Origin of the sequence: Bradyrhizobium sp. BRP19 (assembly GCF_020194195.1) — a bacterium.
Lineage (GTDB): Bacteria > Pseudomonadota > Alphaproteobacteria > Rhizobiales > Xanthobacteraceae > Bradyrhizobium > Bradyrhizobium yuanmingense.
Genome location: NZ_JADYVZ010000001.1, coordinates 233701 through 255039, shown reverse-complemented (window position 1 = coordinate 255039; position 21339 = coordinate 233701). Strand labels below are relative to the sequence as shown.

General features: G+C 65.9%; 18 protein-coding genes. 16 read left to right on the top strand and 2 right to left on the bottom strand.

Annotated elements, in window-relative coordinates; translation table 11 throughout:
• Positions 1 to 197 precede the first annotated feature (197 nt).
• The 13 genes from I6F36_RS01220 to fabZ all read left to right on the top strand — a co-directional run bounded on the left by I6F36_RS01220 (position 198) and on the right by fabZ (position 16099).
• Positions 198 to 983 carry a carbonic anhydrase gene (locus tag I6F36_RS01220; RefSeq protein ID WP_225170912.1) on the top strand — a complete coding sequence of 262 codons (786 nt, stop codon included), beginning with the start codon at positions 198 to 200 and terminating at the stop codon, positions 981 to 983.
• A gap of 222 nt (positions 984 to 1205) precedes the next feature.
• On the top strand, positions 1206 to 4043 hold the full coding sequence (locus I6F36_RS01215; protein ID WP_225170911.1) for a caspase family protein: 2838 nt from the start codon (positions 1206 to 1208) through the stop codon (positions 4041 to 4043).
• A 211-nt stretch (positions 4044 to 4254) separates the two neighbouring features.
• Entirely contained in the window at positions 4255 to 5250 is a 996-nt protein-coding gene (locus tag I6F36_RS01210; protein ID WP_036010040.1) for a 30S ribosomal protein S2, read from the top strand.
• A 133-nt stretch (positions 5251 to 5383) separates the two neighbouring features.
• Entirely contained in the window at positions 5384 to 6307 is a 924-nt protein-coding gene (gene tsf / locus I6F36_RS01205) for a translation elongation factor Ts (RefSeq protein WP_225112543.1), read from the top strand.
• A 59-nt stretch (positions 6308 to 6366) separates the two neighbouring features.
• Complete coding sequence (gene pyrH, locus I6F36_RS01200; RefSeq protein ID WP_036010035.1) at positions 6367 to 7083, top strand: UMP kinase; 717 nt, start codon at positions 6367 to 6369, stop codon at positions 7081 to 7083.
• 65 nt (positions 7084 to 7148) lie between these two features.
• Positions 7149 to 7712: a ribosome recycling factor gene (gene frr / locus I6F36_RS01195; RefSeq protein WP_025036556.1), complete on the top strand. Its 564-nt coding sequence runs from the start codon at positions 7149 to 7151 to the stop codon at positions 7710 to 7712.
• Positions 7713 to 7724: 12 nt separating this feature from the next.
• Positions 7725 to 8483 carry an isoprenyl transferase gene (locus tag I6F36_RS01190; RefSeq protein ID WP_036010029.1) on the top strand — a complete coding sequence of 253 codons (759 nt, stop codon included), beginning with the start codon at positions 7725 to 7727 and terminating at the stop codon, positions 8481 to 8483.
• A complete protein-coding gene (locus tag I6F36_RS01185) occupies positions 8480 to 9322 on the top strand; it encodes a phosphatidate cytidylyltransferase (protein WP_036010026.1) in 843 nt (280 codons plus the stop codon). Before I6F36_RS01190 ends, I6F36_RS01185 begins: the two co-directional genes overlap by 4 nt.
• A 4-nt stretch (positions 9323 to 9326) precedes the next feature.
• A complete protein-coding gene (gene dxr / locus I6F36_RS01180) occupies positions 9327 to 10550 on the top strand; it encodes a 1-deoxy-D-xylulose-5-phosphate reductoisomerase (protein ID WP_225125195.1) in 1224 nt (407 codons plus the stop codon).
• 44 nt (positions 10551 to 10594) lie between these two features.
• A complete protein-coding gene (rseP, locus tag I6F36_RS01175) occupies positions 10595 to 11746 on the top strand; it encodes an RIP metalloprotease RseP (RefSeq protein ID WP_036010021.1) in 1152 nt (383 codons plus the stop codon).
• Positions 11747 to 11922: 176 nt separating this feature from the next.
• A complete protein-coding gene (gene bamA, locus I6F36_RS01170; RefSeq protein WP_225170910.1) occupies positions 11923 to 14448 on the top strand; it encodes an outer membrane protein assembly factor BamA in 2526 nt (841 codons plus the stop codon).
• 125 nt (positions 14449 to 14573) lie between these two features.
• Positions 14574 to 15641 carry a UDP-3-O-(3-hydroxymyristoyl)glucosamine N-acyltransferase gene (gene lpxD / locus I6F36_RS01165; RefSeq protein WP_225170909.1) on the top strand — a complete coding sequence of 356 codons (1068 nt, stop codon included), beginning with the start codon at positions 14574 to 14576 and terminating at the stop codon, positions 15639 to 15641.
• On the top strand, positions 15638 to 16099 hold the full coding sequence (fabZ, locus tag I6F36_RS01160) for a 3-hydroxyacyl-ACP dehydratase FabZ (protein WP_036010015.1): 462 nt from the start codon (positions 15638 to 15640) through the stop codon (positions 16097 to 16099). The genes lpxD and fabZ overlap by 4 nt, the downstream gene beginning before the upstream one ends.
• Before the next feature lie 12 nt (positions 16100 to 16111).
• Here the strand turns inward: fabZ and I6F36_RS01155 are convergent, their stop codons facing one another.
• Positions 16112 to 16432, bottom strand: a complete 321-nt coding sequence (locus tag I6F36_RS01155) for a KTSC domain-containing protein (RefSeq protein WP_225140032.1) — start codon at positions 16430 to 16432, stop codon at positions 16112 to 16114.
• Between the two features lie 176 nt (positions 16433 to 16608).
• Between I6F36_RS01155 and lpxA the strand changes: the two genes are divergently transcribed.
• From lpxA to lpxB, 3 genes are read left to right on the top strand one after another with little or no spacing between them, the layout of a single operon-like run.
• Positions 16609 to 17400: an acyl-ACP--UDP-N-acetylglucosamine O-acyltransferase gene (gene lpxA, locus I6F36_RS01150; RefSeq protein ID WP_225170908.1), complete on the top strand. Its 792-nt coding sequence runs from the start codon at positions 16609 to 16611 to the stop codon at positions 17398 to 17400.
• Between the two features lie 29 nt (positions 17401 to 17429).
• Positions 17430 to 18299, top strand: coding sequence for an LpxI family protein (locus I6F36_RS01145; protein ID WP_036038899.1), 870 nt, complete (start codon positions 17430 to 17432; stop codon positions 18297 to 18299).
• Complete coding sequence (gene lpxB / locus I6F36_RS01140) at positions 18299 to 19489, top strand: lipid-A-disaccharide synthase (protein WP_225170907.1); 1191 nt, start codon at positions 18299 to 18301, stop codon at positions 19487 to 19489. Before I6F36_RS01145 ends, lpxB begins: the two co-directional genes overlap by 1 nt.
• 103 nt (positions 19490 to 19592) lie before the next feature.
• On the opposite strand, the gene I6F36_RS01135 is transcribed toward lpxB, so the two are convergent.
• Positions 19593 to 21152, bottom strand: a complete 1560-nt coding sequence (locus I6F36_RS01135) for a PAS domain-containing sensor histidine kinase (RefSeq protein WP_225170906.1) — start codon at positions 21150 to 21152, stop codon at positions 19593 to 19595.
• Between the last annotated feature and the right edge of the window lie 187 nt (positions 21153 to 21339).

Sequence of the window (21339 nt, the reverse complement as noted above, 5' to 3'; positions counted from 1 at the left end):
TGGCGGGTTGATCTCGAATGCATGCAGGCGGACGCATGTTCGTGCAATCGTCGCGCGGAATGACCGGCCTTTCGGCTTGCAGCATAGCGCGCGGTGCAGCAATCATCGGTTGCATCAACTAACATTTGTTTTTTCTTCATATCGGCGCACCTATCTTCGCGACGCTTCATTCGTCCACTGACCCGAGGAGACGTCACATGTGCGACAAGTGTTCTGACACTCTGCATCACCAATCTCTGCGCCAAGCCTCTCTGCGCCAAGACATCGCGCCGTCGCGGCGATCGGCGATGCTGTTTGGCGCCGCCGCGTTCGGCATGACCTTCGCCGGTGGAGCTTTCGCCAGTGGCGCCTTGGCCAAGGACGCCAAGCAGCCGCCAAAGCCGCAGAACGTGCTGTCGCCCGACGCGTCGCTGAAGCGGCTGATGGAAGGCAATGGGCGCTACGTCGCCGGCGTGTCGCGACGTCACGATTTCAAGCACGAGCGCGAGGCGCTGGCCGGCGGACAGAATCCGTTCGCGGCCGTGCTGAGCTGCGCCGACTCGCGCATCGCACCGGAATATGCGTTCGATGCGGGGCGCGGCGACCTCTTCGTCTGTCGCGTCGCCGGAAATTTTGCCGGCACCGAGACCATCGCAAGCATGGAATATGCGGTGGCGGTGCTGAACACACCGCTGATCCTCGTGCTCGGCCATGATGCCTGCGGCGCGGTCGACGCGACGCTGAAGGCGATCAAGGACAATACGTCGCCGCCGGGGCACATTCCCTCGTTGGTCGATGCGATCGCGCCCGCCGCAAAGGCGGCGATGCAGCAGGGCGGGGACGTGCTCAACAAGGCGATCCGGCAGAACGTGGTCGACAACATCGCCAAGCTGAAGACGGCTGCGCCGATCCTCAATGCGGCCGCGGAGCAGGGCAAGCTGAAGGTTGTCGGCGGCATCTACCGGCTAACCACGGGCACGGTCGATCTGATCGCCCAGGGCTGAACGGGCCGAGGAGCCTTGTGCCGCAGTGCGGTCGCGAGGCTTGCAGGCCTCACGTGGAGGTTCGAGGTTTGACGTGAGGTTTGGCGTGGAGGTTTGAGTTGGGCGGCGGCGCCATGCCGCCGCCTCAATCCGCGCTTTTCGTTCAAGTGCCATTCAGCTGGCCGCGCGCCTGATATGCGGTATATGCGGTGGCTACCTCAACGACAAAAGCAGGCACAAGCCATGCGTGGGACGCTCAAAGTCTTCCTCTGCCTTCTCCTGCCGATGGCGATCCTTGCCGCAGGCGCGCCGCATCAGGCGCGTGCCCAGCAGCAGGAAAAGCGTATCGCGCTCGTGGTCGGCAATGGCGCCTACGCCAAATCGCCGCTGGCGACCACCGCGAACGATGCCGGCCTGATCGCGCAGACGCTACAGGCGGCCGGCTTCGACGTGGTCGGCGCGCGCGATCTCGACGGCGACACGCTGCGCAAGAGCTTGCGCGATTTCATCCAGAAGGCCCAGGCGTCGGGCCCGGGCACCGTCGCGATGATCTATCTTGCCGGCTACGGCGTGCAGCTCGCCGGCGAGAACTATTTCATCCCGGTCGATTCCAACATCAGCCGCGACACCGACATACCGACCGAGGCCCTGCGCATCAGCGACTATGCGCGCCAGCTCGCCTCGATTCCGCTCAAGGCCAATATCGTCGTGCTCGACGCAGCCCGTGCGCAGCCCTTCATCGAGGGCGGTCAGCCGATCGCGAGCGGTCTGGCGCTGGTCGAGCCCGAGGCGAACATGCTGATCGCCTTCAATGCCGCGCCCGGCACGGTGGCGCCGGAGGAGCCGGGGCCCTACGGCATCTATGCGCAGTCGCTCGCCGAGATGATCCGCACCGGCGGCCTGCCGCTGCCCGAGGTGTTCGACCGCGTCCGCCTGCGCGTCAACGAGGCCTCCAAGGGCGCGCAGGTGCCCTGGAACGAGCAGAAGATCTCGGCGCCATTCTCGTTCTTCGAGCGCGCGCCCGATGCGCCGCCGCCGCAGGCTGCGCCCGACCAGGTCGCCGCGATCCGCGGCAAGCCGATCCGCGATCTCGGGGTGCAGGACGCCTATGCCGCCGCGCTCGAGCGCGACACGCTGGCGGCCTATGAAGAGTTTCTCGCGGCCTATCCGAACGATCCCCTCGCCAAGCGCGTGATGGCGATCGTTGCCGCGCGCCGCGAAGCCATCACCTGGCGGCGGACCTACCGGACCGACACGCCGGAGGCCTATTGGTCGTATCTGCGCCGCTATCCGCGCGGGCCGCATGCGGCGGATGCGCGGCGCCGCCTTGCGATCCTCACCGCGCCGCCCGAGCCGCCGCCGACCTTCGCGATGATCGACTACGACGTGCCACCACCGCCGCCGGAGGAGGTGGTCTATGTCGATCGCCCGGTGCTGTATTTCAGCGATCCCGATTTCGGCTTCGCGCCGCCACCGCCGCCGCCGGTCTATTATCTGCCGCCGCCGCCGCCGGATTTCGTCGTGCTGCCGCCGCCGCTGCCCGTGGTCGGCCTGTTCGTGCTGCCGCAGCCGGTGTTCGTGCCGATCCCGGTGTTCGTGAGGCCGCCGGTCTATGTCGCGCCGCCGCCGAACAACATCATCTACCAGAACATCCACAACACCACGGTCATCAACACCGTCATCAACCGCCCGCCGGCGCCGCCGCCGGCCGCGGGGCCGGCGCTCGGATCTGGGATCGGACCTGGCAATCTGGCGCCGGCGGTTGCCGGCCGCGCCACGCCGGCAGGACCGGCCGTGCCGCAGGCGGTCGTTCAGCGCGCCGCCCTGATCCAGCAGGGCAAGGCGCCGATGCCGCCGAGCGCGACCATCCAGCCGACGGCGAGGCCAGGTATCCCGACACCAGCTCCGGCCAATGTCGCGCCTGGCACGACAGCGCCGCCGCCCGCCGGCGCCAAGCTGCCGCAGGCCAATATTGTGCCGCCGCCGGGAGCTCCCGGCAGCCCGCCAGCCGGAGCGGCGCCCGGAGCTGGGACGCCGGGAGGCACACCAAGTCCGACCGCAAACGCTCCCGCCGGCAGTGCCGCTACAACCCCGCAAGCGCTGGCTCCGACCAAGCCGCCGCCGGCCAATACGCTGCCGGTGCCGGGATCTCCGGGCAGCCCGCCGGCCGGAGCGCCGCCCGCGACGGGGACGCCCGGCGGCACGCCCAGTCCGAGCGCGAACGCTCCCGCCGGCAACGCCGCGGCAACCCCGCAAGCGCTGGCCCCGACCAAGCTGCCGCCGGCCAATACGCTGCCCGTGCCCGGCACCCCCGGCGGGCCGCCGCCGGCCAGGGCAGGGGCTGTGCCCGGGACCGTCCCACCCCCTGGCAAGCCCGCCGCGACCGCCACGGCGCCGAGCGGCAACGTTCCGCCGGCGCAGCCGAACGCGGCAACGACGCCCAATCCCCCGCCGGCTTCCGGAACCGCGGCGAGCCCGTCCGCGGCCCTGCCCAGGCCGCCGGGGACAACGACCCCGCCTGTGCCTGACCTGCGCGGCAGGCCGGGCGGGCCCCAGCCGGGCGCTTTGCCGCCGCCGAGCGCGGCCACCGGCAAGCCCGCGGCCCCGACTGCGGTCAAACCCGTGACACCTCCGCCGCCGCCTGTAGCGGCGCGGACACCGTCCGGAGTTCAGGGTCATCGGCCCGCGCCACCGCCGCCGCAGGCCGCCAGGCCCGCCGCTCCGCCGCCGCCTCCTCAGGCTCTGGCAAGGCCGACGCCGCCGCCTCCGCCGCGCGTTGCGCCACCTCCGCCGCCGCGAGCGGCGCCTCCGCCCGTGGCCGTGGCACGGCCGGCGCCGCCGCCACCTGTTGCCCGGCCGGCGCCGCCTCCGCCTCCGCCAGTAATGGCGCGGCCGGCACCACCTCCGCCGCCGGTTGCGCGGCCAGCGCCGCCGCCGCCGCCACCTCCGGTCGCCCGACCGGCGCCGCCACCTCCGGTCGCCCGACCGGCGCCGCCGCCGATGGCCGCCGCGCCGCATGCGCCGCCGCGGCCGGCCGGACCGCCACCGAAGAGCTGCCCCCCGGGCCAGCCCAGGTGTTAGGAGGCGCGAGGGGCAGGGGATGCCGGGATGCGACAGCAGCCTAGAGGCGTCCCCAAAGGCCGTTATTTCCTTGCTTCTGGCCGAAATGGCGCTATATAGCGCGCCATCTCACACGGAAACATGGCTCACAAGGCCGTCCGGTGGCAACCGGGGCGTGAACGCTCCGTTTTGCTCACACGTTTCCGGAGGAACCAACCGGAGAATTAGAACGATGGCACTGCCCGATTTCACTATGCGTCAGCTGCTCGAAGCTGGCGTGCACTTTGGTCACCAGTCTCACCGCTGGAATCCGAAAATGGCTCCGTTCATTTTCGGCACCCGCAACAACATCCACATCGTCGACCTCGCCCAGACCGTGCCGATGCTGCACCAGGCCCTCCAGGCCGTCAGCGACACGGTGGCCAAGGGCGGCCGCATCCTGTTCGTCGGCACCAAGCGCCAAGCGCAGGACGGCGTTGCCGACGCGGCCAAGCGCTGCGCGCAGTATTTCGTCAATTCGCGCTGGCTCGGCGGCACGCTGACCAACTGGAAGACGATCTCGGCTTCCATCAAGCGCCTGCGTCACCTCGACGACGTGCTCTCGGGCGGCGAAGCCAATTCCTACACGAAGAAGGAGCGCCTGACGCTGCAGCGCGAGCGCGACAAGCTCGACCGCTCGCTCGGCGGCATCAAGGACATGGGCGGTCTGCCCGACCTGATCTTCGTGATCGACACCAACAAGGAAGACATCGCGATCCAGGAAGCCCAGCGGCTCAACATCCCGGTCGCCGCGATCGTCGACACCAATTCGGACCCGAAGGGCATCACCTATGTGGTGCCGGGCAATGACGACGCCGGCCGCGCCATCTCGCTGTACTGCGATCTCGTCGCGCGTGCGGCGATCGACGGCATCTCGCGCGCGCAGGGCGATTCGGGCATCGACGTCGGCGCCTCGGCCCAGCCGGTCGCCGAAGAGCTGCCGGCGGCGTCCTCGAGCGGCTTCCAGGGCCTTGCGGGTCCCCGCGGCACTGCCGACGACCTCAAGAAGCTCCCGGGCGTGTCGGGCGCGATCGAGAAGAAGTTCAACGACCTCGGCATCTTCCACTATTGGCAGCTCGCCGAGCTCGACCACGACACCGCGCACACGATCGGCGAAGAAGTCGGTCTGCCGAGCCGTGCGGATGCCTGGGTGGCCAAGGCCAAGGCGCTGACCGCGGAAGCGGAATAGTTAAAAAGAGCGATGGGTTGGCCGGATAGGATCCGGCCACCATTTCAGTTGACGCGAATTCCTGAGATGGACCGCGGCGGGGCGATTCGATGCCGCGCCGCGGCAAACCGGCAGGCACAAAGGATTTTCAACGATGGCAACGATCACAGCTGCGATGGTCAAGGACCTGCGCGAATCGACCGGCGCGGGCATGATGGACTGCAAGGCCGCGCTCACCGAAAACGACGGCAACATGGAAGCGGCGCAGGACTGGCTGCGCAAGAAGGGCCTGTCCAAGGCCGCCAAGAAGTCGGGCCGCGTCGCCGCCGAGGGCCTGATCGGCGCGCTCACCAAGGGCACCAAGGGCGTCGTGGTCGAGGTCAACTCCGAGACCGACTTCGTTGCGCGCAACGGCCAGTTCCAGGGCCTGGTCAAGATGATCGCCCAGGTCGCGTTCGACGTCGGAGCGGACGTCGAGAAGATCAAGGCCGCCAAGGTCGGCGACGTCACGATCGAAACCGCCATCAATGATGCGATCGCCACCATCGGCGAGAACATGACGCTCCGCCGCGCCGCCGCGCTCGAGGTGAGCCAGGGCGTTGTCTCGCACTACGTCCATGGTGCCGTCATCGACGGCGCCGGCAAGATGGGCGTGATCGTGGCGCTGGAATCGCCGGGCAAGGCCGATGAGCTCGCAGCGCTCGGCCGTCAGATCGCGATGCACATTGCGGCCGCCAACCCGCTGGCGCTCGATCCGTCCGGCCTCGATCCGGCCGTGGTCAAGCGCGAGAAGGACGTACTGGCCGACAAGTACCGTCAGCAGGGCAAGCCCGAGAACGTGATCGAGAAGATCGTCGAGTCCGGCCTCAAGACCTACTACAAGGAAGTCTGCCTGCTCGAGCAGGCCTTCATCCACGACACCGGCAAGTCGGTGGCGCAGGCGGTGAAGGAGGCCGAGGGCAAGGTCGGCGGGGCTGTGAAAATCGCGGGCTTTGTGCGCTATGCTCTCGGCGAGGGAATCGAGAAGCAGGAAAGCGACTTCGCGGCCGAGGTCGCCGCGGCCAGCGGCAAGAAGTAAGCGCCGGAAGTTCCTTCCGGCGTGCCGCCGGAAGCGGCGCCCGGACAAGGAAAGTGCTCATGACTGATCCGGTCTATCGTCGCGTCGTGATCAAGCTGTCCGGCGAGTATCTCGCGGGACGGCAAGGCTTTGGCATCGATCAGCCGACCGTCGACCGGGTTGCGGACGATCTGATCGCGGCCCGCCATCTCGGCACTGAGGTCGCGGTCGTGATCGGTGGCGGCAACATGGTCCGCGGCGTCGAGGTCTCATCCCGCGGGGTGTCGCGCACCACCGGCGACACCATGGGCATGCTCGCCACCATGATGAATTGCCTCGCGCTGGAAGCGGCGATCGAGCGCAAGGGAACGCCGGCGCGGACCCTGTCGGCCTTCGTCATGCCCGAGATTTCCGAGCTGTTCACCCGCACTGCGGCACACAAATACCTGGCCGAGGGCCGCATCGTGCTGCTCGGCGGCGGGACCGGCAATCCGTTCTTCACCACCGACACGACCGCGGTACTGCGGGCCGCCGAGATCGGCGCGCAGGCGGTCCTGAAGGCGACGAATGTCGACGGGGTCTACTCGGCCGATCCGAAGCAGGATCCGACCGCGACGCGGTTCGACCGCCTGACGCATTCGCAGGCGATCGAGGGCGGTTACAAGGTGATGGATGCGACCGCCTTCGCGCTTGCCCGCGAGACATCGCTGCCTATCATCGTATTCTCGATCGCGGAGCCGGGCTCGATCGGCGCGATTCTGCGTGGCGTCGGCCACGGAACCATCGTCGCCGGCTGACGGCTCATCTGGCGCGCCGAACGGACGGTGCGGAGCGGTCGCCGGGATTTTGAAGGAGAAACGTGATGGCCACGGGTAATTTCGATCTCAACGAAGTGAAGCGTCGCATGCAGGGCGCCGTCGCCTCGCTCAAGCACGAGCTCGGCGGCCTGCGCACGGGACGCGCCTCCGCCTCGATGCTCGATCCGGTGCAGGTCGAGGCCTATGGCAGCCACATGCCGCTCAACCAGCTCGCCACCGTCAGCGTGCCGGAGCCACGGCTGATCTCGGTGCAGGTCTGGGACAAGTCGATGGTCAAGGCCGTCGAGAAGGCGATCGTCGATTCCAATCTCGGCCTGTCGCCCGCGACCGAGGGCCAGGTGCTGCGCCTGCGCATTCCCGAGCTCAACGAGGAGCGCCGCAAGGAGCTGGTGAAGGTCGCGCACAAATATGCCGAAGCCGCCAAGGTCGCCGCGCGCCATGTCCGCCGCGACGGTCTCGACGTGCTCAAGAAGCTCGAGAAGAATCACGAGATGTCGGAGGACGACCAGAAGCGTCACGCCGACGAGGTGCAGAAGGCGACCGACGGCACCATCGCCGAGATCGACCAGTTGCTGGCCGCCAAGGAAAAAGAAATCCTCACCGTTTAAGGCACCGCCTTCATGTCCAACGCCGCCGCGCCCGCAACCGAAGGACCCGACAGGTCCGAGGCGCCTGCGCATGTCGCCATCATCATGGACGGCAACGGGCGTTGGGCGGCCGCGCGCGGTCTGCCGCGTGCGGAAGGGCATCGCCGCGGCGTCGACGCGCTGCGCCGCGTGGTGCGCGCCTCGCACGAGCTCGGGATCCGCTATCTCACCATCTTCTCGTTCTCGTCGGAGAACTGGTCGCGCCCGGCGAGCGAGATCGGCGACCTGTTCGGCCTGCTGCGGCGCTTCATCCGCAACGACCTGGCGAGCCTGCATCGCGACGGCGTCAAGGTCCGCATCATCGGCGAGCGCGAGGGGCTCGAGAGCGACATCTGCGCCTTGCTGAACGAGGCCGAGGAGCTGACGCGCGACAACACGCGCCTGACGCTCGTCGTCGCCTTCAACTACGGCTCGCGGCAGGAGATCGCGAAAGCGGCGCAGAAGCTGGCCCGCGAGGTCGCGGAGGGCAGGCGGGATCCTGCCACGATCGACGCCGAGACGCTTGGCGCGCATCTCGACGCGCCCGACATCCCCGACCCCGACCTCATCATCCGCACCAGCGGCGAGCAGCGCCTGTCGAACTTCCTGATGTGGCAGGCCGCCTATAGCGAGCTCGTGTTCGTGCCGATCCATTGGCCCGACTTCGACAAGGCGGCGCTGGAAAGCGCGATCGCCGAATTTGCCAGGCGCGAGCGCCGTTTCGGCGGCCTGGTTGCGAAGACCGCCTCGTGAACGAACCCGATCCTGCATCGGCGGGCGCCAAGCCTGCCCCGAGCAATCTGGTGATGCGGGTCCTCGCAGCGCTGGTGCTGGCGCCGCTGGCCATCGCGATCGCCTATGCCGGTGGCTGGTTGTGGGCGCTTCTCGTCACCCTGGTCTCGATCGGGCTGTTCGCGGAATGGCTGATGGTGGTGGGCGCAGCATCGGCCGCGCTGACCGGGGCAGGGACGGTCGTGATCGCCATGATGGGAGCCTCCGTCGCTTTCGGCGCGCTCAAGACCTCCGTCGTCACCGGCCTCATTGGCGGTGCCATCGTGACGCTGATCGCCCGGGGCAAGTTCTTGTGGGCGGCGAGCGGGTTTGCCTATGCGGCGGCGGCGCTGCTGGCCTCGATCCTGGTGCGCAAGGATCTCGTCAACGGCTTCTCCGCGCTGATGTTCGTGCTGCTCGTGGTGTGGGCGACCGACATCGGCGGCTATTTCGCCGGACGCAGCATCGGCGGCCCGAAATTATGGCCACGCGTGAGCCCGAAAAAGACCTGGGCCGGCGCGCTCGGCGGCTTTGCGGCGAGCCTTGCGGTCGCGGCCGGCTTCGCCGCCTGCGGGATCGGAAAGCTGGTTCCGCTGCTGCTCGTCGGCGCCGTCCTGTCGGTGGTGTCGCAGCTCGGCGATCTCTTCGAATCCGCCGTGAAGCGGCGCTTCGGTGTCAAGGATTCCAGTCACTTAATTCCCGGCCATGGCGGGCTTATGGACCGCCTGGACGGTTTTGTCGCCGCCATCCTGGCGGCCTGGTTTATCGGCTTTTTCCGCCATGGTGTGCATAGCGCCGGAAGCGGTCTTATGGTTTGGTGAGGATATGAGCGCCGTTCCCTTGCGTAACAACAGGCTTGCTGCGTCCGACATTCGCAGCGTCACGGTCCTCGGTGCCACCGGCTCGATCGGCGACAGCACGATGGATCTCTTGCGCGCCTCGCCCGAGCGCTACCGTGTCGAGGCGCTGACGGCGAACGGCAATGTCGCAGCGCTCGCCAAGCTCGCCAAGGAATTCAACGCGCGCTATGTCGCGATCGCCGACACCTCCAAGCTCGCCGAGCTCAAGGCTGCGCTCGCGGGCACCAGTACCGAATGCGGCGCCGGCGAAAGCGCGGTGATCGAGGCCGGCGCGCGTCCGGCCGACTGGGTGATGGCGGCGGTCAGCGGCGCTGCCGGGCTGAAGCCGGCGCTCGCCGCGGTCGATCGCGGCGCGCATGTCGCGCTCGCCAACAAGGAGTGCCTGGTCTGCGCCGGCGACTTCTTCATGCAGCGCGCGGCAAAAGCCGGCGCCTGCATCCTGCCGGCCGATTCCGAGCACAACGCGCTGTTCCAGGCGCTAAGCTCAGGCAATCGCGACGAGCTCGTCCGCGTTATCATCACCGCCTCCGGCGGCCCGTTCCGGACCTGGAAGCCCTCAGACATCGAGCAGGCGACGCTCGAGCAGGCCCTGAAGCATCCGAACTGGAGCATGGGCCAGAAGATCACGATCGATTCGGCCTCCATGATGAACAAGGGGCTCGAGGTGATCGAGGCGTCCTATCTGTTCGCGCTCTCGCCGGACGAGATCGACGTGCTGGTTCATCCGCAGTCGATCATCCACGGCATGGTCGAGTTTTCCGACCGCTCGGTGGTGGCCCAGCTCGGTGCGCCCGACATGAGGACGCCGATCGCCCATTGCCTCGGCTGGCCCGATCGAATCAAGGGCCCGGCGGCCAAGCTCGACCTTGCCAAGATCGGCCAGCTGACCTTCGAAGCGCCGGACTTCGAGCGCTTCCCCGGACTGCGGCTGGCCTACGAATCGCTCCGGACCGGGAAGGGCGCGACCACCGTCTACAATGCCGCCAACGAGGTCGCGGTGGCCGCCTTCATCGGCGGCAAGATCCGGTTCGGGGCGATTGCCCGGCTGGTCGAGGCGACCCTCGAGGATTGGATCAAAGGCGGCAACCAGGCGCCCCTGACCTCCGCAGACGATGCAATCTCTGTTGACCATGTTGCGCGAAATAGGGCTGCCGCCCTATTGCCTCAAATTGCCTTAAAGGCATCCTAGTTGGTTCGGGACCAGGGCCTTGCGGCGCTGGGTGAGGGAATTCGATGATCGACTTTTTCGTCCATAGTTTCAATACTTTGAGCCATGGGCTCCTCGGCTACGCGGTTCCCTTCCTGTTCGTCCTGACCATTGTCGTGTTCTTCCACGAGCTCGGCCATTTCCTGGTCGCGCGCTGGGCGGGCGTACGCGTGTTAACCTTTTCGCTCGGCTTCGGCCCCGAGCTGGTCGGCTTCAACGACCGCCATGGCACCCGCTGGAAGATCTCGGCGATCCCGCTCGGCGGCTACGTCAAGTTCTTCGGCGACGAGAGCGAGGCCTCGACCCCGTCGGCCCAGACGCTGGCGGCTATGTCGGCCGAGGAGCGCGCCGGCAGCTTCCACCACAAGAAGGTTGGTCCCCGGGCGGCGATCGTCGCGGCCGGACCAATCGCCAATTTCATCCTGGGCGCGCTGATCTTCGCCGGAATGGCGCTCTATTACGGCAAGCCCAGCACGATCGCCCGGGTCGACGGTGTCGTCGCCAACGGCGCGGCGGCTGCCGCCGGCTTCAAGGTGGGCGACGTCGTCATCCAGATCGACGGCAAGCCGATCGAGAGCTTTGCCGACATGCAGCGAATCGTTGCGATGAACGCCGGTTCGGCTCTTACCTTCCAGGTGAAGCGTGACGGCGCCGTCGTCTCGCTGACCGCCACCCCGGCGCTGCTGGAGCGCAAGGACCCGTTCGGCAACAGCCACCGTCTCGGCGTTCTCGGCATCGAGCACAAGTCGCAGGCCGGGGAGGCCTCGACTACCCCGGTCGGCGTCGGCGAAGCGCTCAAGATCGGAGTCGAGCAGGTCTGGTTCATCATCACCAGCACCTTCAAGTTCCTGGGCTCGCTGTTCGTCGGCCAGGGCAATCCGAACGAGGTCAGCGGCGTCCTGGGAATCGCGAAAATGTCGGGGCAGGCGGCCAGCGCCGGGTTCCAGTTCGTGATCAATCTCTGCGCGGTGCTGTCGGTGTCGATCGGCCTTTTGAACCTGTTCCCGATCCCGCTGCTCGATGGCGGCCACCTGATGTTCTATGCGGCCGAGGTGGTCCGGGGCCGGCCTTTGTCCGAGCGGACCCAGGAAATGGGGTTCCGAATCGGGCTTGGCCTGGTGCTGATGTTGATGGTGTTTGCGACCTACAACGACATCCTGCGGATGGCAGCTTCCTGATAGGGGCTTTTTTGTGGCGTTGCTGTTGAGCAACGTCTTGGAATGAAATTGAAATTACGGCGCTTTCGGCCGTTTGCGGCGTCGGCGAAATTGGCTACAAGCGGCCTGAACTTGGGGAATCTCCGGACCGGCGTTGGGGTTGGGTCTGGCAGGGAATGATAAGGGCGCGTTGCGCGATGAAGTTTGGACTGCGACTCCGGGGGGGCTTGCTCGCGACCCTGATCTTGTTCGGCGCGCCGGTGGTTGCCCCGGTTGGGGCTGTTTTCGTGTCTTCGTCTGCGCTCGCCCAGACCGTTCAGTCGATTTCCGTCGAAGGGAATCGCCGCGTCGAGGTGGAGACGATCCGCTCCTATTTCAAGCCGGGTCCCGGCGGCCGGCTGGATCAGGCCGCCATCGACGACGGCCTCAAGGCGTTGATCGAGACCGGCCTGTTCCAGGACGTCAGGATCAACCGCGGTTCCGGCGGCCAGCTCATCGTCTCCGTGGTGGAAAACCCGGTGATCGGCCGTATCGCCTTCGAGGGCAACAAGAAGATCAAGGACGAGCAGCTCACTGCTGAAGTCCAGTCCAAGGCCCGCGGCACCTTCTCCCGCGCCATGGTGCAGTCGGACACGCTCCGTATCGCCGAAATCTATCGCCGCTCCGGCCGCTACGACGTGCGCGTCACGCCCGAGATCATCGAGCAGCCGAACAACCGCGTCGACCTGATCTTCACGGTCGAGGAGGGCGTCAAGACCGGCGTCCGGTCGATCGAGTTCGTCGGCAACAATGCCTTCTCGTCCTACCGCCTCCGCGACGTGATCAAGACGCGCGAGACGAATCTGCTGAGCTTCCTCGGCAGCGGTGACGTCTACGATCCCGATCGCGTCGAAGCCGATCGCGACCTGATCCGCCGATTCTACCTCAAGAACGGCTTCGCCGACGTGCAGGTCGTCGCGGCGCTGACCGAATACGATCCGGAGAAGAAGGGCTTCAACGTCACCTTCAAGATCGAGGAAGGTCAGCAATACCGTGTCGGCGCGGTGGATTTCCGCAGCAGCATTCCGAACTTCGATCCGAGCTCGATGCGCGCCTATTCGCGCCTCAATGTCGGCTCGCTCTACAACGTCGAATTGGTCGAGAAGTCGGTCGAGGAGATGCAGATCGAAGCCTCCCGCCGCGGCTATGCCTTTGCCGTGGTCCGGCCCGGCGGCGACCGCAACTTCGAAGCGCACACAGTGTCCGTCGTGTTCAACATCGACGAGGGCCCGCGCACCTATATCGAGCGCATCAACCTGCGCGGCAACACCCGCACGCGCGACTACGTGATCCGCCGCGAGTTCGACATCTCGGAAGGCGACGCCTACAACCGCGCGCTGGTCGACCGTGCCGAGCGGCGCCTGAAGAACCTCGACTATTTCAAGAGCGTGAAGATCACGACCGAGCCGGGCTCGTCGAGTGACCGCGTCATCCTGATCGTCGACATGGAAGAAAAGTCGACCGGCGACTTCTCGGTCTCGGGCGGTTACTCCACCACCGACGGCGCGCTGGCAGAAGTCTCGATCTCCGAACGCAACCTGCTCGGTCGCGGCCTGTTCGCCAAGGCCGCGGTGACCTATGGCCAGTATGCGCGCGGCTATTCGCTGTCGTTCGTCGAGCCGTATCTGCTCGACTACCGCGTCGCGCTCGGCCTCGACCTCTATCAGCGTGAGCAGAAGTCCAACAGCTACATCTCCTACGGCACCAAGACGCTCGGCTTCTCGCCGCGCCTCGGCTTCTCCTTGCGCGAAGATCTCTCGCTCCAGGTGCGCTACTCGATCTACCGGCAGGAGATCACGCTGCCGAGCTACTTGGCCAACTGTAACAACAACATCTTCGATCCCAACTACAATCCGAGCCCGGCCTTCATTGCGGCCGGCAACCCGCCCAGTCCCGCGAACACCTCGCCGCTTGGTTGCTACAACGATGGCGAAGCCTCGCTGCCGGTGCGCAAGGAGCTCGCCAACGGCAAGACTCTGACCTCGGCGGTCGGCTACACGCTGACCTACAACACGCTGGACAACAACAAGAACCCGACCGACGGTCTGCTCGTCGACTTCCGGCAGGACTTCGCCGGCGTCGGCGGCGATGTCTCCTATCTGAAGTCGGTCGTCGACGCGAAGTACTACACTCCGCTCGTGTCCGATATCGTCGGCCTCGTCCGCCTGCAAGGCGGCATGCTGAACAAGATCGGCAGCGATCTGCGTATGCTCGACCACTTCCAGATGGGCCCGAACCTCGTCCGCGGCTTTGCCCCGAACGGCATCGGTCCGCGCGACTTGAACCCGTTCGGCACGCAGGATGCGCTCGGCGGCACCCAATACTGGGGTGCTTCGTTCGAACTGCAGATGCCGTTCTGGTTCCTACCCAAGGAAGTGGGTCTGAAGGGCGCGGTGTATGCCGACGCCGGCGGCCTCTACGACTACAAGGGACCGACGAGCTGGACCACCACCAACGAGATCAACGCGCCGGGCTGTATCCCGTCGACCATCAATCCCTCGAGCACGGGAACCTGCACCGGTCTCGTCTATGACGACAGCAAGGTCGTCCGCTCGTCGGTCGGTGTCGGCGTGATCTGGCAGTCGCCGTTCGGACCGCTGCGCTTCGACTACGCCGTGCCGCTCAGCAAGGGCAAGTACGACCGCACGCAGGAATTCCGGTTCGGCGGCGGCACCACGTTCTAGTTCGATCAGCACGGCACGATCCCGATCACCGGAGGCGGTTTCCGAAAGGGATCGTGCCGATCCAAGACATGAGGCATGATGCGGCCTGACCGCTTCATGCCGAAGCCGGACCGCGACGGGGTGGAATGGCGCAGCCGACCTTCTTCACAAAGCCGCCTGCCGCAGCGTTGGCCGACATTGCCACGCTGACCAAGGCGCAGCTGGTCGATCCCGCGAGGGGCGGCCACGTCATCACGGGCCTTGCTTCGCTCGACGAAGCGGGCCCGATGCATCTGGCGTTCTTCGACAACCTCAAATACGCCGATCAGCTCAGGGCGACCAAGGCGGGGGCCTGTCTGGTCAGTCCGCGCTTCGAGGCCGAGGTGCCCGAACATGTGGCCGTGCTGCGGGTGGCGCAGCCATTCCGCGCCTTCGTCCGGATCGCGCGGGAATGGCACGCCGACGCGCTGCGGCCGCAATCCTGGGTCGGCAACGACGGTATCGCGCCATCGGCCATCATCGATCCCACGGCCCGGCTCGAGGACGGCGTGGTCGTCGACCCCCTGGCCGTGATCGGCCCGGACGTCGAGATCGGCAGTGGCACTGTGATTGGCGTCGGGGCGGTGATCGGTCCCGGCGTCAAGATCGGCCGGGATTGCAATGTCGGCGCCCGGACCGCTATCCAGTGCGCCCTGATCGGCAACAACGTGCTGATCCATCCCGGCTGCTCGATCGGCCAGGACGGCTACGGCTTCATCTTCTTCGGCCCGGAGGGCCATCTGAAGGTGCCGCAGACCGGGCGCGTGCTGATCCAGAACGACGTCGAGGTCGGGGCCAACACCACGATCGACCGGGGGTCCTTGCGTGACACCGTGATCGGCGAGGGGACCAAAATCGACAATCAGGTCCAGATCGGCCACAATGTGACGATCGGCCGGCACTGCCTGCTCGCGGCCCAGATCGGGCTCGCCGGCAGCCTGACCGTCGGCGACAACGTGGCGCTCGGAGCGAAGGTTGGCATCAACAATCACCTCAAGATCGGCGACGGGGCGCAGGTGACGGCGATGAGCGCGGTCAAGGACGACATCCCGCCGGGCGGCCGCTGGGGCGGGCACTTCGCCAAGCCGACCAAGCAATGGTTCAAGGAGATCATCGCGGTGGAGCGGCTGGTACGCGACAGCAAGGCCGATCCGAAGGACGAGGGACGGGAATGACGGCGGAATCACCTGTTAAGTTCGAGCTGGTGGACATCAACGCGATCCTCCAGACACTGCCGCACCGCTTTCCGATGCTGCTGATCGACCGCGTGATCAACATCCGCGCCGATTACAGCGGCATCGGCATCAAGAACGTCACCTTCAACGAGCCGGCGTTCCAGGGACATTTCCCCGAGCGTCCGGTTTATCCCGGTGTCATGATGATCGAGGCGATGGCGCAGACCGCGGGCGTGATCGGCATCAAGTCGGTCGAGGGCACCGAGAAGCCGCGGGCGGTCTATTTCCTCACCATCGACAAGTGCAAGTTTCGCAAGCCGGTGCTGCCGGGCGATACGATCGAGTATCACATGCGCTCGCTCGGCCGCCGCAAGACCATGTGGTGGTTTCACGGCGATGCAAAGGTCAACGGTCAGGTCGTTGCCGAAGCCGACGTCGGCGCCATGTTGACCGATTGAGCGGCACTGGGCTCAGGTGCAATCGTAGCGGCCGCCGGCCGCCTCCCGCCTGATCGTCCGGTTGAAGAACTGGCCCATGGAGGGCGCGACGAGGAGGCGTTCGACCGTATCGGCCGTCACGCCGCAATAGCGGTGATAGGCGCCGTTGCTCGCGACGATCAGGTCCTGCTGCGCGCGATCGTAACAGACCCGCTGAAGCACCGTGCTGCGGGTGATGTCCCGGCACTCGAATGTCCGGAGATCGACCAGGCGGTGTTCGCCGGTCTCGACCGCCTCCGACACGATCGGAGTATCCGCGAGCTGCGCCAGCAGAAGGATCAGGGCCCTGACCACGATCGTTGAAGCTCCGCATGAACCTGACGACGGGACGGGAAGGCCGCCTCATCCGGCACTTGAAACACGGCGAGATGATACGTCACTGGACAGATCGGGCATAGTCGCGCTAACCAGCCGAAAACCGAGCGACTTCAATACATAACCCGACCTTCTTGACGAGTAAGATTGGCTTGATGAGCAAGATTGATCCCACCGCGCGGATCGCGGACGGCGCCGTGATCGGCGAGGGCACCGAGATCGGACCCTATTGCATCATCGGCCCGAACGTCGTCATCGGCACGAACTGCAAGCTGATCGGGCATGTGCACATCACGGCGCAGACCACGATCGGCGACGGCTGCACCATCTATCCGTTCGCTTCGCTGGGCACGCCGCCGCAATCGCTCAGCTATCGTGGCGAGCTGACGCAGCTCAGGATCGGCGCGGGCTGCACCATCCGCGAATCCGTCACCATGAACGCGGGTACCGTCGCTGGCGGGGGCGTCACCTCGGTTGGCGACCGCGGCTATTTCATGAACTGCAGCCACGTCGGCCACGACTGCCATCTCGGCAACGACGTGATCTTCGCGACCTCGGCAACGCTCGGCGGCCATTGCGAGATCGGCGACTTCGTCTTCATCGGCGGGCTGTCCGCCGTGCATCAGTTCACCCGTATCGGACCGCAGGTCATGGTCGGCGGCGTGTGTGGCGTGCGCGACGACATCATTCCGTTCGGTCTCGTCAACGGCCAATATGCCGTGCTCGAGGGCCTCAATCTGATCGGCATGAAGCGTCGCAAGTTCACCAAGCAGCGGCTTGCCACCGTGCGCGCGTTCTACCAGAAGCTATTCCATGGCGCCGGCACCTTCGCCGAGCGGCTGGAGGCGGCGCGGCCGCTCGCGGGCGAGGACCCCGCGATCGCCGAAATTCTCGACTTCATCGGCAAGGGCAAGCGCCCGCTCTGTCTTCCCGCCATCGCGAAGTGATCTTGAAATGATCTTGGAGTGATCTTGGGATGGCCGCGGGCACGACATCGGCGGCTTTGCAGGTTTCGTCACCGGTCGGCATCGTCGCCGGCGGCGGTGCCATGCCGTTTGCGGTCGCCGAGTCGCTCGCCGCGCACGGCATCACGCCGGTGCTGTTTCCGCTGCGCGGCGCCTGCGATCCCCAGCGGGTGGAGAAGTATCGGCATCGCTGGATCTCCGTCGGCCAGCTCGGACGCGCGATGCGGCTGTTCCGCGAGGAGGGCTGCCGCGACCTGATCTTCATCGGCACGTTGGTGCGGCCTTCGCTGTCCGAGATCCGGTTCGACTTCACGACGCTGCGCCTGCTCGGCAACGTCATCCGCGCCTTCCGTGGCGGCGACGATCATTTGCTGTCGGGTGTGGGCCGCATCCTCGAGCAGGACGGCTTCCGGATGGTCGGCATCAAGGACGTCGCGCCGGATCTCCTGATGCCCGAGGGCTGCATCAGCCGCGCCTGGCCGAGCGATGCCAGCAAGGCCGATACCGACCGGGGCCGGGCGGTGCTGACCGCACTCGGCCCGTTCGACATCGGCCAGGCCGTGGTCGTGATCGATGGCCACGTGGTGGCGGTCGAGGACATCGAGGGCACCGACGCGCTGCTCGCCCGCGTCGCGCGGCTGCGCGAGGAGGGCCGCATCCGCGCCGCTACCGGACGCGGCGTGCTGGTGAAGGCGCCGAAGAGCGGCCAGGACCTGCGCTTCGACCTGCCGACGATCGGTCCGCGCACCATCGAGGGCGTCGCGGCTGCCGGCCTTGCCGGCATCGCCGTCATCGCGGGCAACACCATCGCCGCCGAGCCGCAGGCGATGATCGCGCTTGCCGATGCCAAATATCTCTTCGTCATCGGCCTGCCCGCGTGATGTCGCGTGATCCCAAGCGCAAGATCTTCCTGATCGCGACGGAGGAATCCGGCGACAGGCTCGGCAGCGCCTTGATGAAGGTGCTGCGCCAGCGCCTCGGCGACGGCGTGCAGTTCGTCGGCGTCGGCGGCCGCACCATGGCGCGCGAGGGCCTGGAATCGCTGTTTCCGATCGAGGAGCTCTCGATCGTCGGGTTTGCCGCGGTGCTGCAGCAATTGCCGAAGATCCTGCGGCTGATCCGGCAGACCGCCGACGCAGTGACCGAGGCCGCGCCCGACGTGCTCGTCATCATCGACAGCCCCGACTTCACCCATCGCGTCGCCCGCCGCGTGCGCGCGCGCAATCCCGCGATCCCGATCGTCGACTACGTCTCGCCGCAGCTCTGGGCATGGCGGCCAGGACGGGCGCGGACCATGCTCGGCTATGTCGACCACGTGCTCGGCCTGCTGCCGTTCGAGCCCGAGGAATACCGCAAGCTCGGCGGCCCGCCCTGCAGCTATGTCGGCCATCCCCTGATTGAGCAATTGGGCTCGCTGCGGCCGAGTGCGGAGGAGCAGGCGCGCCGCGACAGTGAGCCGCCGGTGCTGCTGGTGCTGCCCGGCAGCCGCCGCAGCGAGGTCAGGCATCATCTCGACGTGTTCGGCGCAACGCTCGGTCGCTTAAGGGGTGAGGGCTGTGCGTTCGAACTGATGCTGCCGACCATGCCGCATCTCGAAGCCACCATCCGCGAAGGCATCGCGAGCTGGCCGGTCAAGCCTCAGATCGTGATCGGCGAGAACGAGCGGCGTGCGGCCTTCCGCATCGCTCACGCCGCGCTGGCGAAATCCGGCACGGTGACGCTCGAGCTCGCGCTGTCGGGCATTCCGATGGTGACGGCCTATCGCGTCGGCGCGATCGAGGCGTTCATCCTGCGACGCGCGATCCGTGTCTCCTCGGTGATCCTTGCCAATCTCGTGATCGGCAAGGATGTCATTCCCGAGTATTTGCAGGAGGAATGCACGCCGGAGAAGCTGTCGCCGGCGCTTCGGGACGTGCTGACGGAGTCTCCGCTGCGCCGGCAGCAGGTCGAGGCCTTCGCCAGGCTCGATCAGATCATGTCGACCGGCAACACATCGCCGAGCGTGCTCGCCGCCGACATCGTGCTCGCAACGATGCGCCAGGGTCGGCGAACGAGCCAGGGTGTTTCATAGAAGCCTGCTTGAGCTGCCCCCTCCAAAGCGTGAGCTGCCCTCCAAAGAGCAGACGCCAAGAAACGCAACAGCGAAGGCGTGAGTTACGCTAAAGCGACGTGGATCACTCCTGTTGCGAAGGCAGACTAAAGTGAAACGCCGCCCCCCGTGGTTCATTGGCACCAGTCCAAAGTCGTCCTCCGTGCGCCTCGATGATCGATTGGCAAATCGACAAGCCCATGCCGGTTCCGTCCGGCTTGGTGGTGTAGAAGGGCTCGAACAGGCGGTCAACGATTGCGACGTCAAGTCCAGGTCCGGTATCCCGTACGGCGACAACAACGAGATTTGAAGCATCTGCAGCCGTGCTGATCCGCAGCTCTCGTCCGCCAACGTCGACACAGTTCATTGCCTCGATCGCGTTGAGGATCAAATTGAGAACCACCTGTTGCAGCTGAACGCGATAGCCCTTCACGAGCGGCAAGCCCGGAGCGAGGTCGGTCTGGATCGAGACATCATGTTTGAGCAGCTCGCTACGGGCGATGGTGATCACGTCCAGGATTGCACCATTGACATCGACGCTCTCCTTCGGCGCCGGAGCTTTCTTGATCAAGGAACGGATCCAACTGATGATCTCGCCGCCTCGCTTGGCTTCTGTGACGATGGATACGAGCGCCTGCTGTGCCTTTTCGAAATTCGGAGATTGTGTTCCTAGCCAGTTCAGTGCGGCCTCTGCGTTGCAGAGCACCGCGGTGATTGGTTGGCTTAGTTCGTGTGTCACCGAAGCCGTGACCTGGCCCATTGCCGCCGCGCGATTGGCGTGTGTTAGTTCAGCTTGCATCTCGCGGAACGTCTCGGCGGTTCGCTTGCGTTCGGTGATGTCGCGGCTCAGACAAATGATTCGTGACTGTCCGACTTCGCAGAACTCGCGCATACGAACTTCGACGGGAAACACAGTGCCATCCTTTCGGCAATAGCGCCTCTCGAGCGTAGCGATGCCGCCGGCCTTGAGACGCTCGCGGTTGCGACGCCAAGTCGCTTCATCCATCTCCAGATCGAACAAGGCCGCAGTTGCCCCAACCAGTTCGGTCCGGCTGTAGCCGAGACTTTCGCAGGCATTCCGATTCACATCGAGAACGTGACCATCTTCACTGTGCAGCATGAACGTATCGGTCGCGTGGTCCACGAAGGTACGGAAACGGGCCTCGCTCTCGATCAGCGCCTGTTCGGCGCGCTTGCGCTCCGTGATGTGGCGCCCCACACCTCGGTAACCCACGAAGTTCCCTGTCTTGTCAAAGATGGGCAGCCCAGAGACGGAAATATAGCGCTTGCCGCCGTCGGGCATCGGCCGCGCGAGCTCGAAATCGCGAAACGGGAGGTGAGCGTCGAGTATCTCCCGGTGTTTGCGCCAGCCATCTGCGTCAGGTTCGAGATACGGGACCTCCCATCGTGTCCTGCCGATCTCGGAGACCGGCGGCTCGGGAAGCGTCTCGGCGAACTCTTGGCGGATGAAGCGATGCTCCGCGTCCGTTTCCCAGTACACATCGAAGGAGAATTGCACCAGCGTGCGAAAGCGCTCCTCGCTCTCGCGCAGTGCCTCCTCGGGGCGCTTGCTCTCATTCGAATCGAGGGCGACCGACGGCACTTCAATCGCATGTTGCATGATCATCTCTTGCTCACGCGTCATGGATCAATCGACAGATTTCTCATGCCGGATCGCGTCTCCCGGAGCCGGTCAAGATCGATCGGGAATATGCCTTTGGCGACTATACTCCCGTATACAGGGCTTCTCTATAGCGACGTGGCTGTGACGACCCCGAGCCGGAACAACGCGAGCTAAAACCCGGTTCCATCAACGTATGCGTGTGAGGTGG

Coding starts and splice junctions, on each gene's coding strand:
- I6F36_RS01220 (WP_225170912.1), top strand. CDS start 198: ATGTGCGACAAGTGTTCTGACACTCTGCATCACCAATCTCTGCGCCAA.
- I6F36_RS01215 (WP_225170911.1), top strand. CDS start 1,206: ATGCGTGGGACGCTCAAAGTCTTCCTCTGCCTTCTCCTGCCGATGGCG.
- I6F36_RS01210 (WP_036010040.1), top strand. CDS start 4,255: ATGGCACTGCCCGATTTCACTATGCGTCAGCTGCTCGAAGCTGGCGTG.
- tsf (WP_225112543.1), top strand. CDS start 5,384: ATGGCAACGATCACAGCTGCGATGGTCAAGGACCTGCGCGAATCGACC.
- pyrH (WP_036010035.1), top strand. CDS start 6,367: ATGACTGATCCGGTCTATCGTCGCGTCGTGATCAAGCTGTCCGGCGAG.
- frr (WP_025036556.1), top strand. CDS start 7,149: ATGGCCACGGGTAATTTCGATCTCAACGAAGTGAAGCGTCGCATGCAG.
- I6F36_RS01190 (WP_036010029.1), top strand. CDS start 7,725: ATGTCCAACGCCGCCGCGCCCGCAACCGAAGGACCCGACAGGTCCGAG.
- dxr (WP_225125195.1), top strand. CDS start 9,327: ATGAGCGCCGTTCCCTTGCGTAACAACAGGCTTGCTGCGTCCGACATT.
- rseP (WP_036010021.1), top strand. CDS start 10,595: ATGATCGACTTTTTCGTCCATAGTTTCAATACTTTGAGCCATGGGCTC.
- bamA (WP_225170910.1), top strand. CDS start 11,923: ATGAAGTTTGGACTGCGACTCCGGGGGGGCTTGCTCGCGACCCTGATC.
- lpxD (WP_225170909.1), top strand. CDS start 14,574: ATGGCGCAGCCGACCTTCTTCACAAAGCCGCCTGCCGCAGCGTTGGCC.
- fabZ (WP_036010015.1), top strand. CDS start 15,638: ATGACGGCGGAATCACCTGTTAAGTTCGAGCTGGTGGACATCAACGCG.
- lpxA (WP_225170908.1), top strand. CDS start 16,609: ATGAGCAAGATTGATCCCACCGCGCGGATCGCGGACGGCGCCGTGATC.
- I6F36_RS01145 (WP_036038899.1), top strand. CDS start 17,430: ATGGCCGCGGGCACGACATCGGCGGCTTTGCAGGTTTCGTCACCGGTC.
- lpxB (WP_225170907.1), top strand. CDS start 18,299: ATGTCGCGTGATCCCAAGCGCAAGATCTTCCTGATCGCGACGGAGGAA.
- I6F36_RS01135 (WP_225170906.1), bottom strand. CDS start 21,152: ATGACGCGTGAGCAAGAGATGATCATGCAACATGCGATTGAAGTGCCG.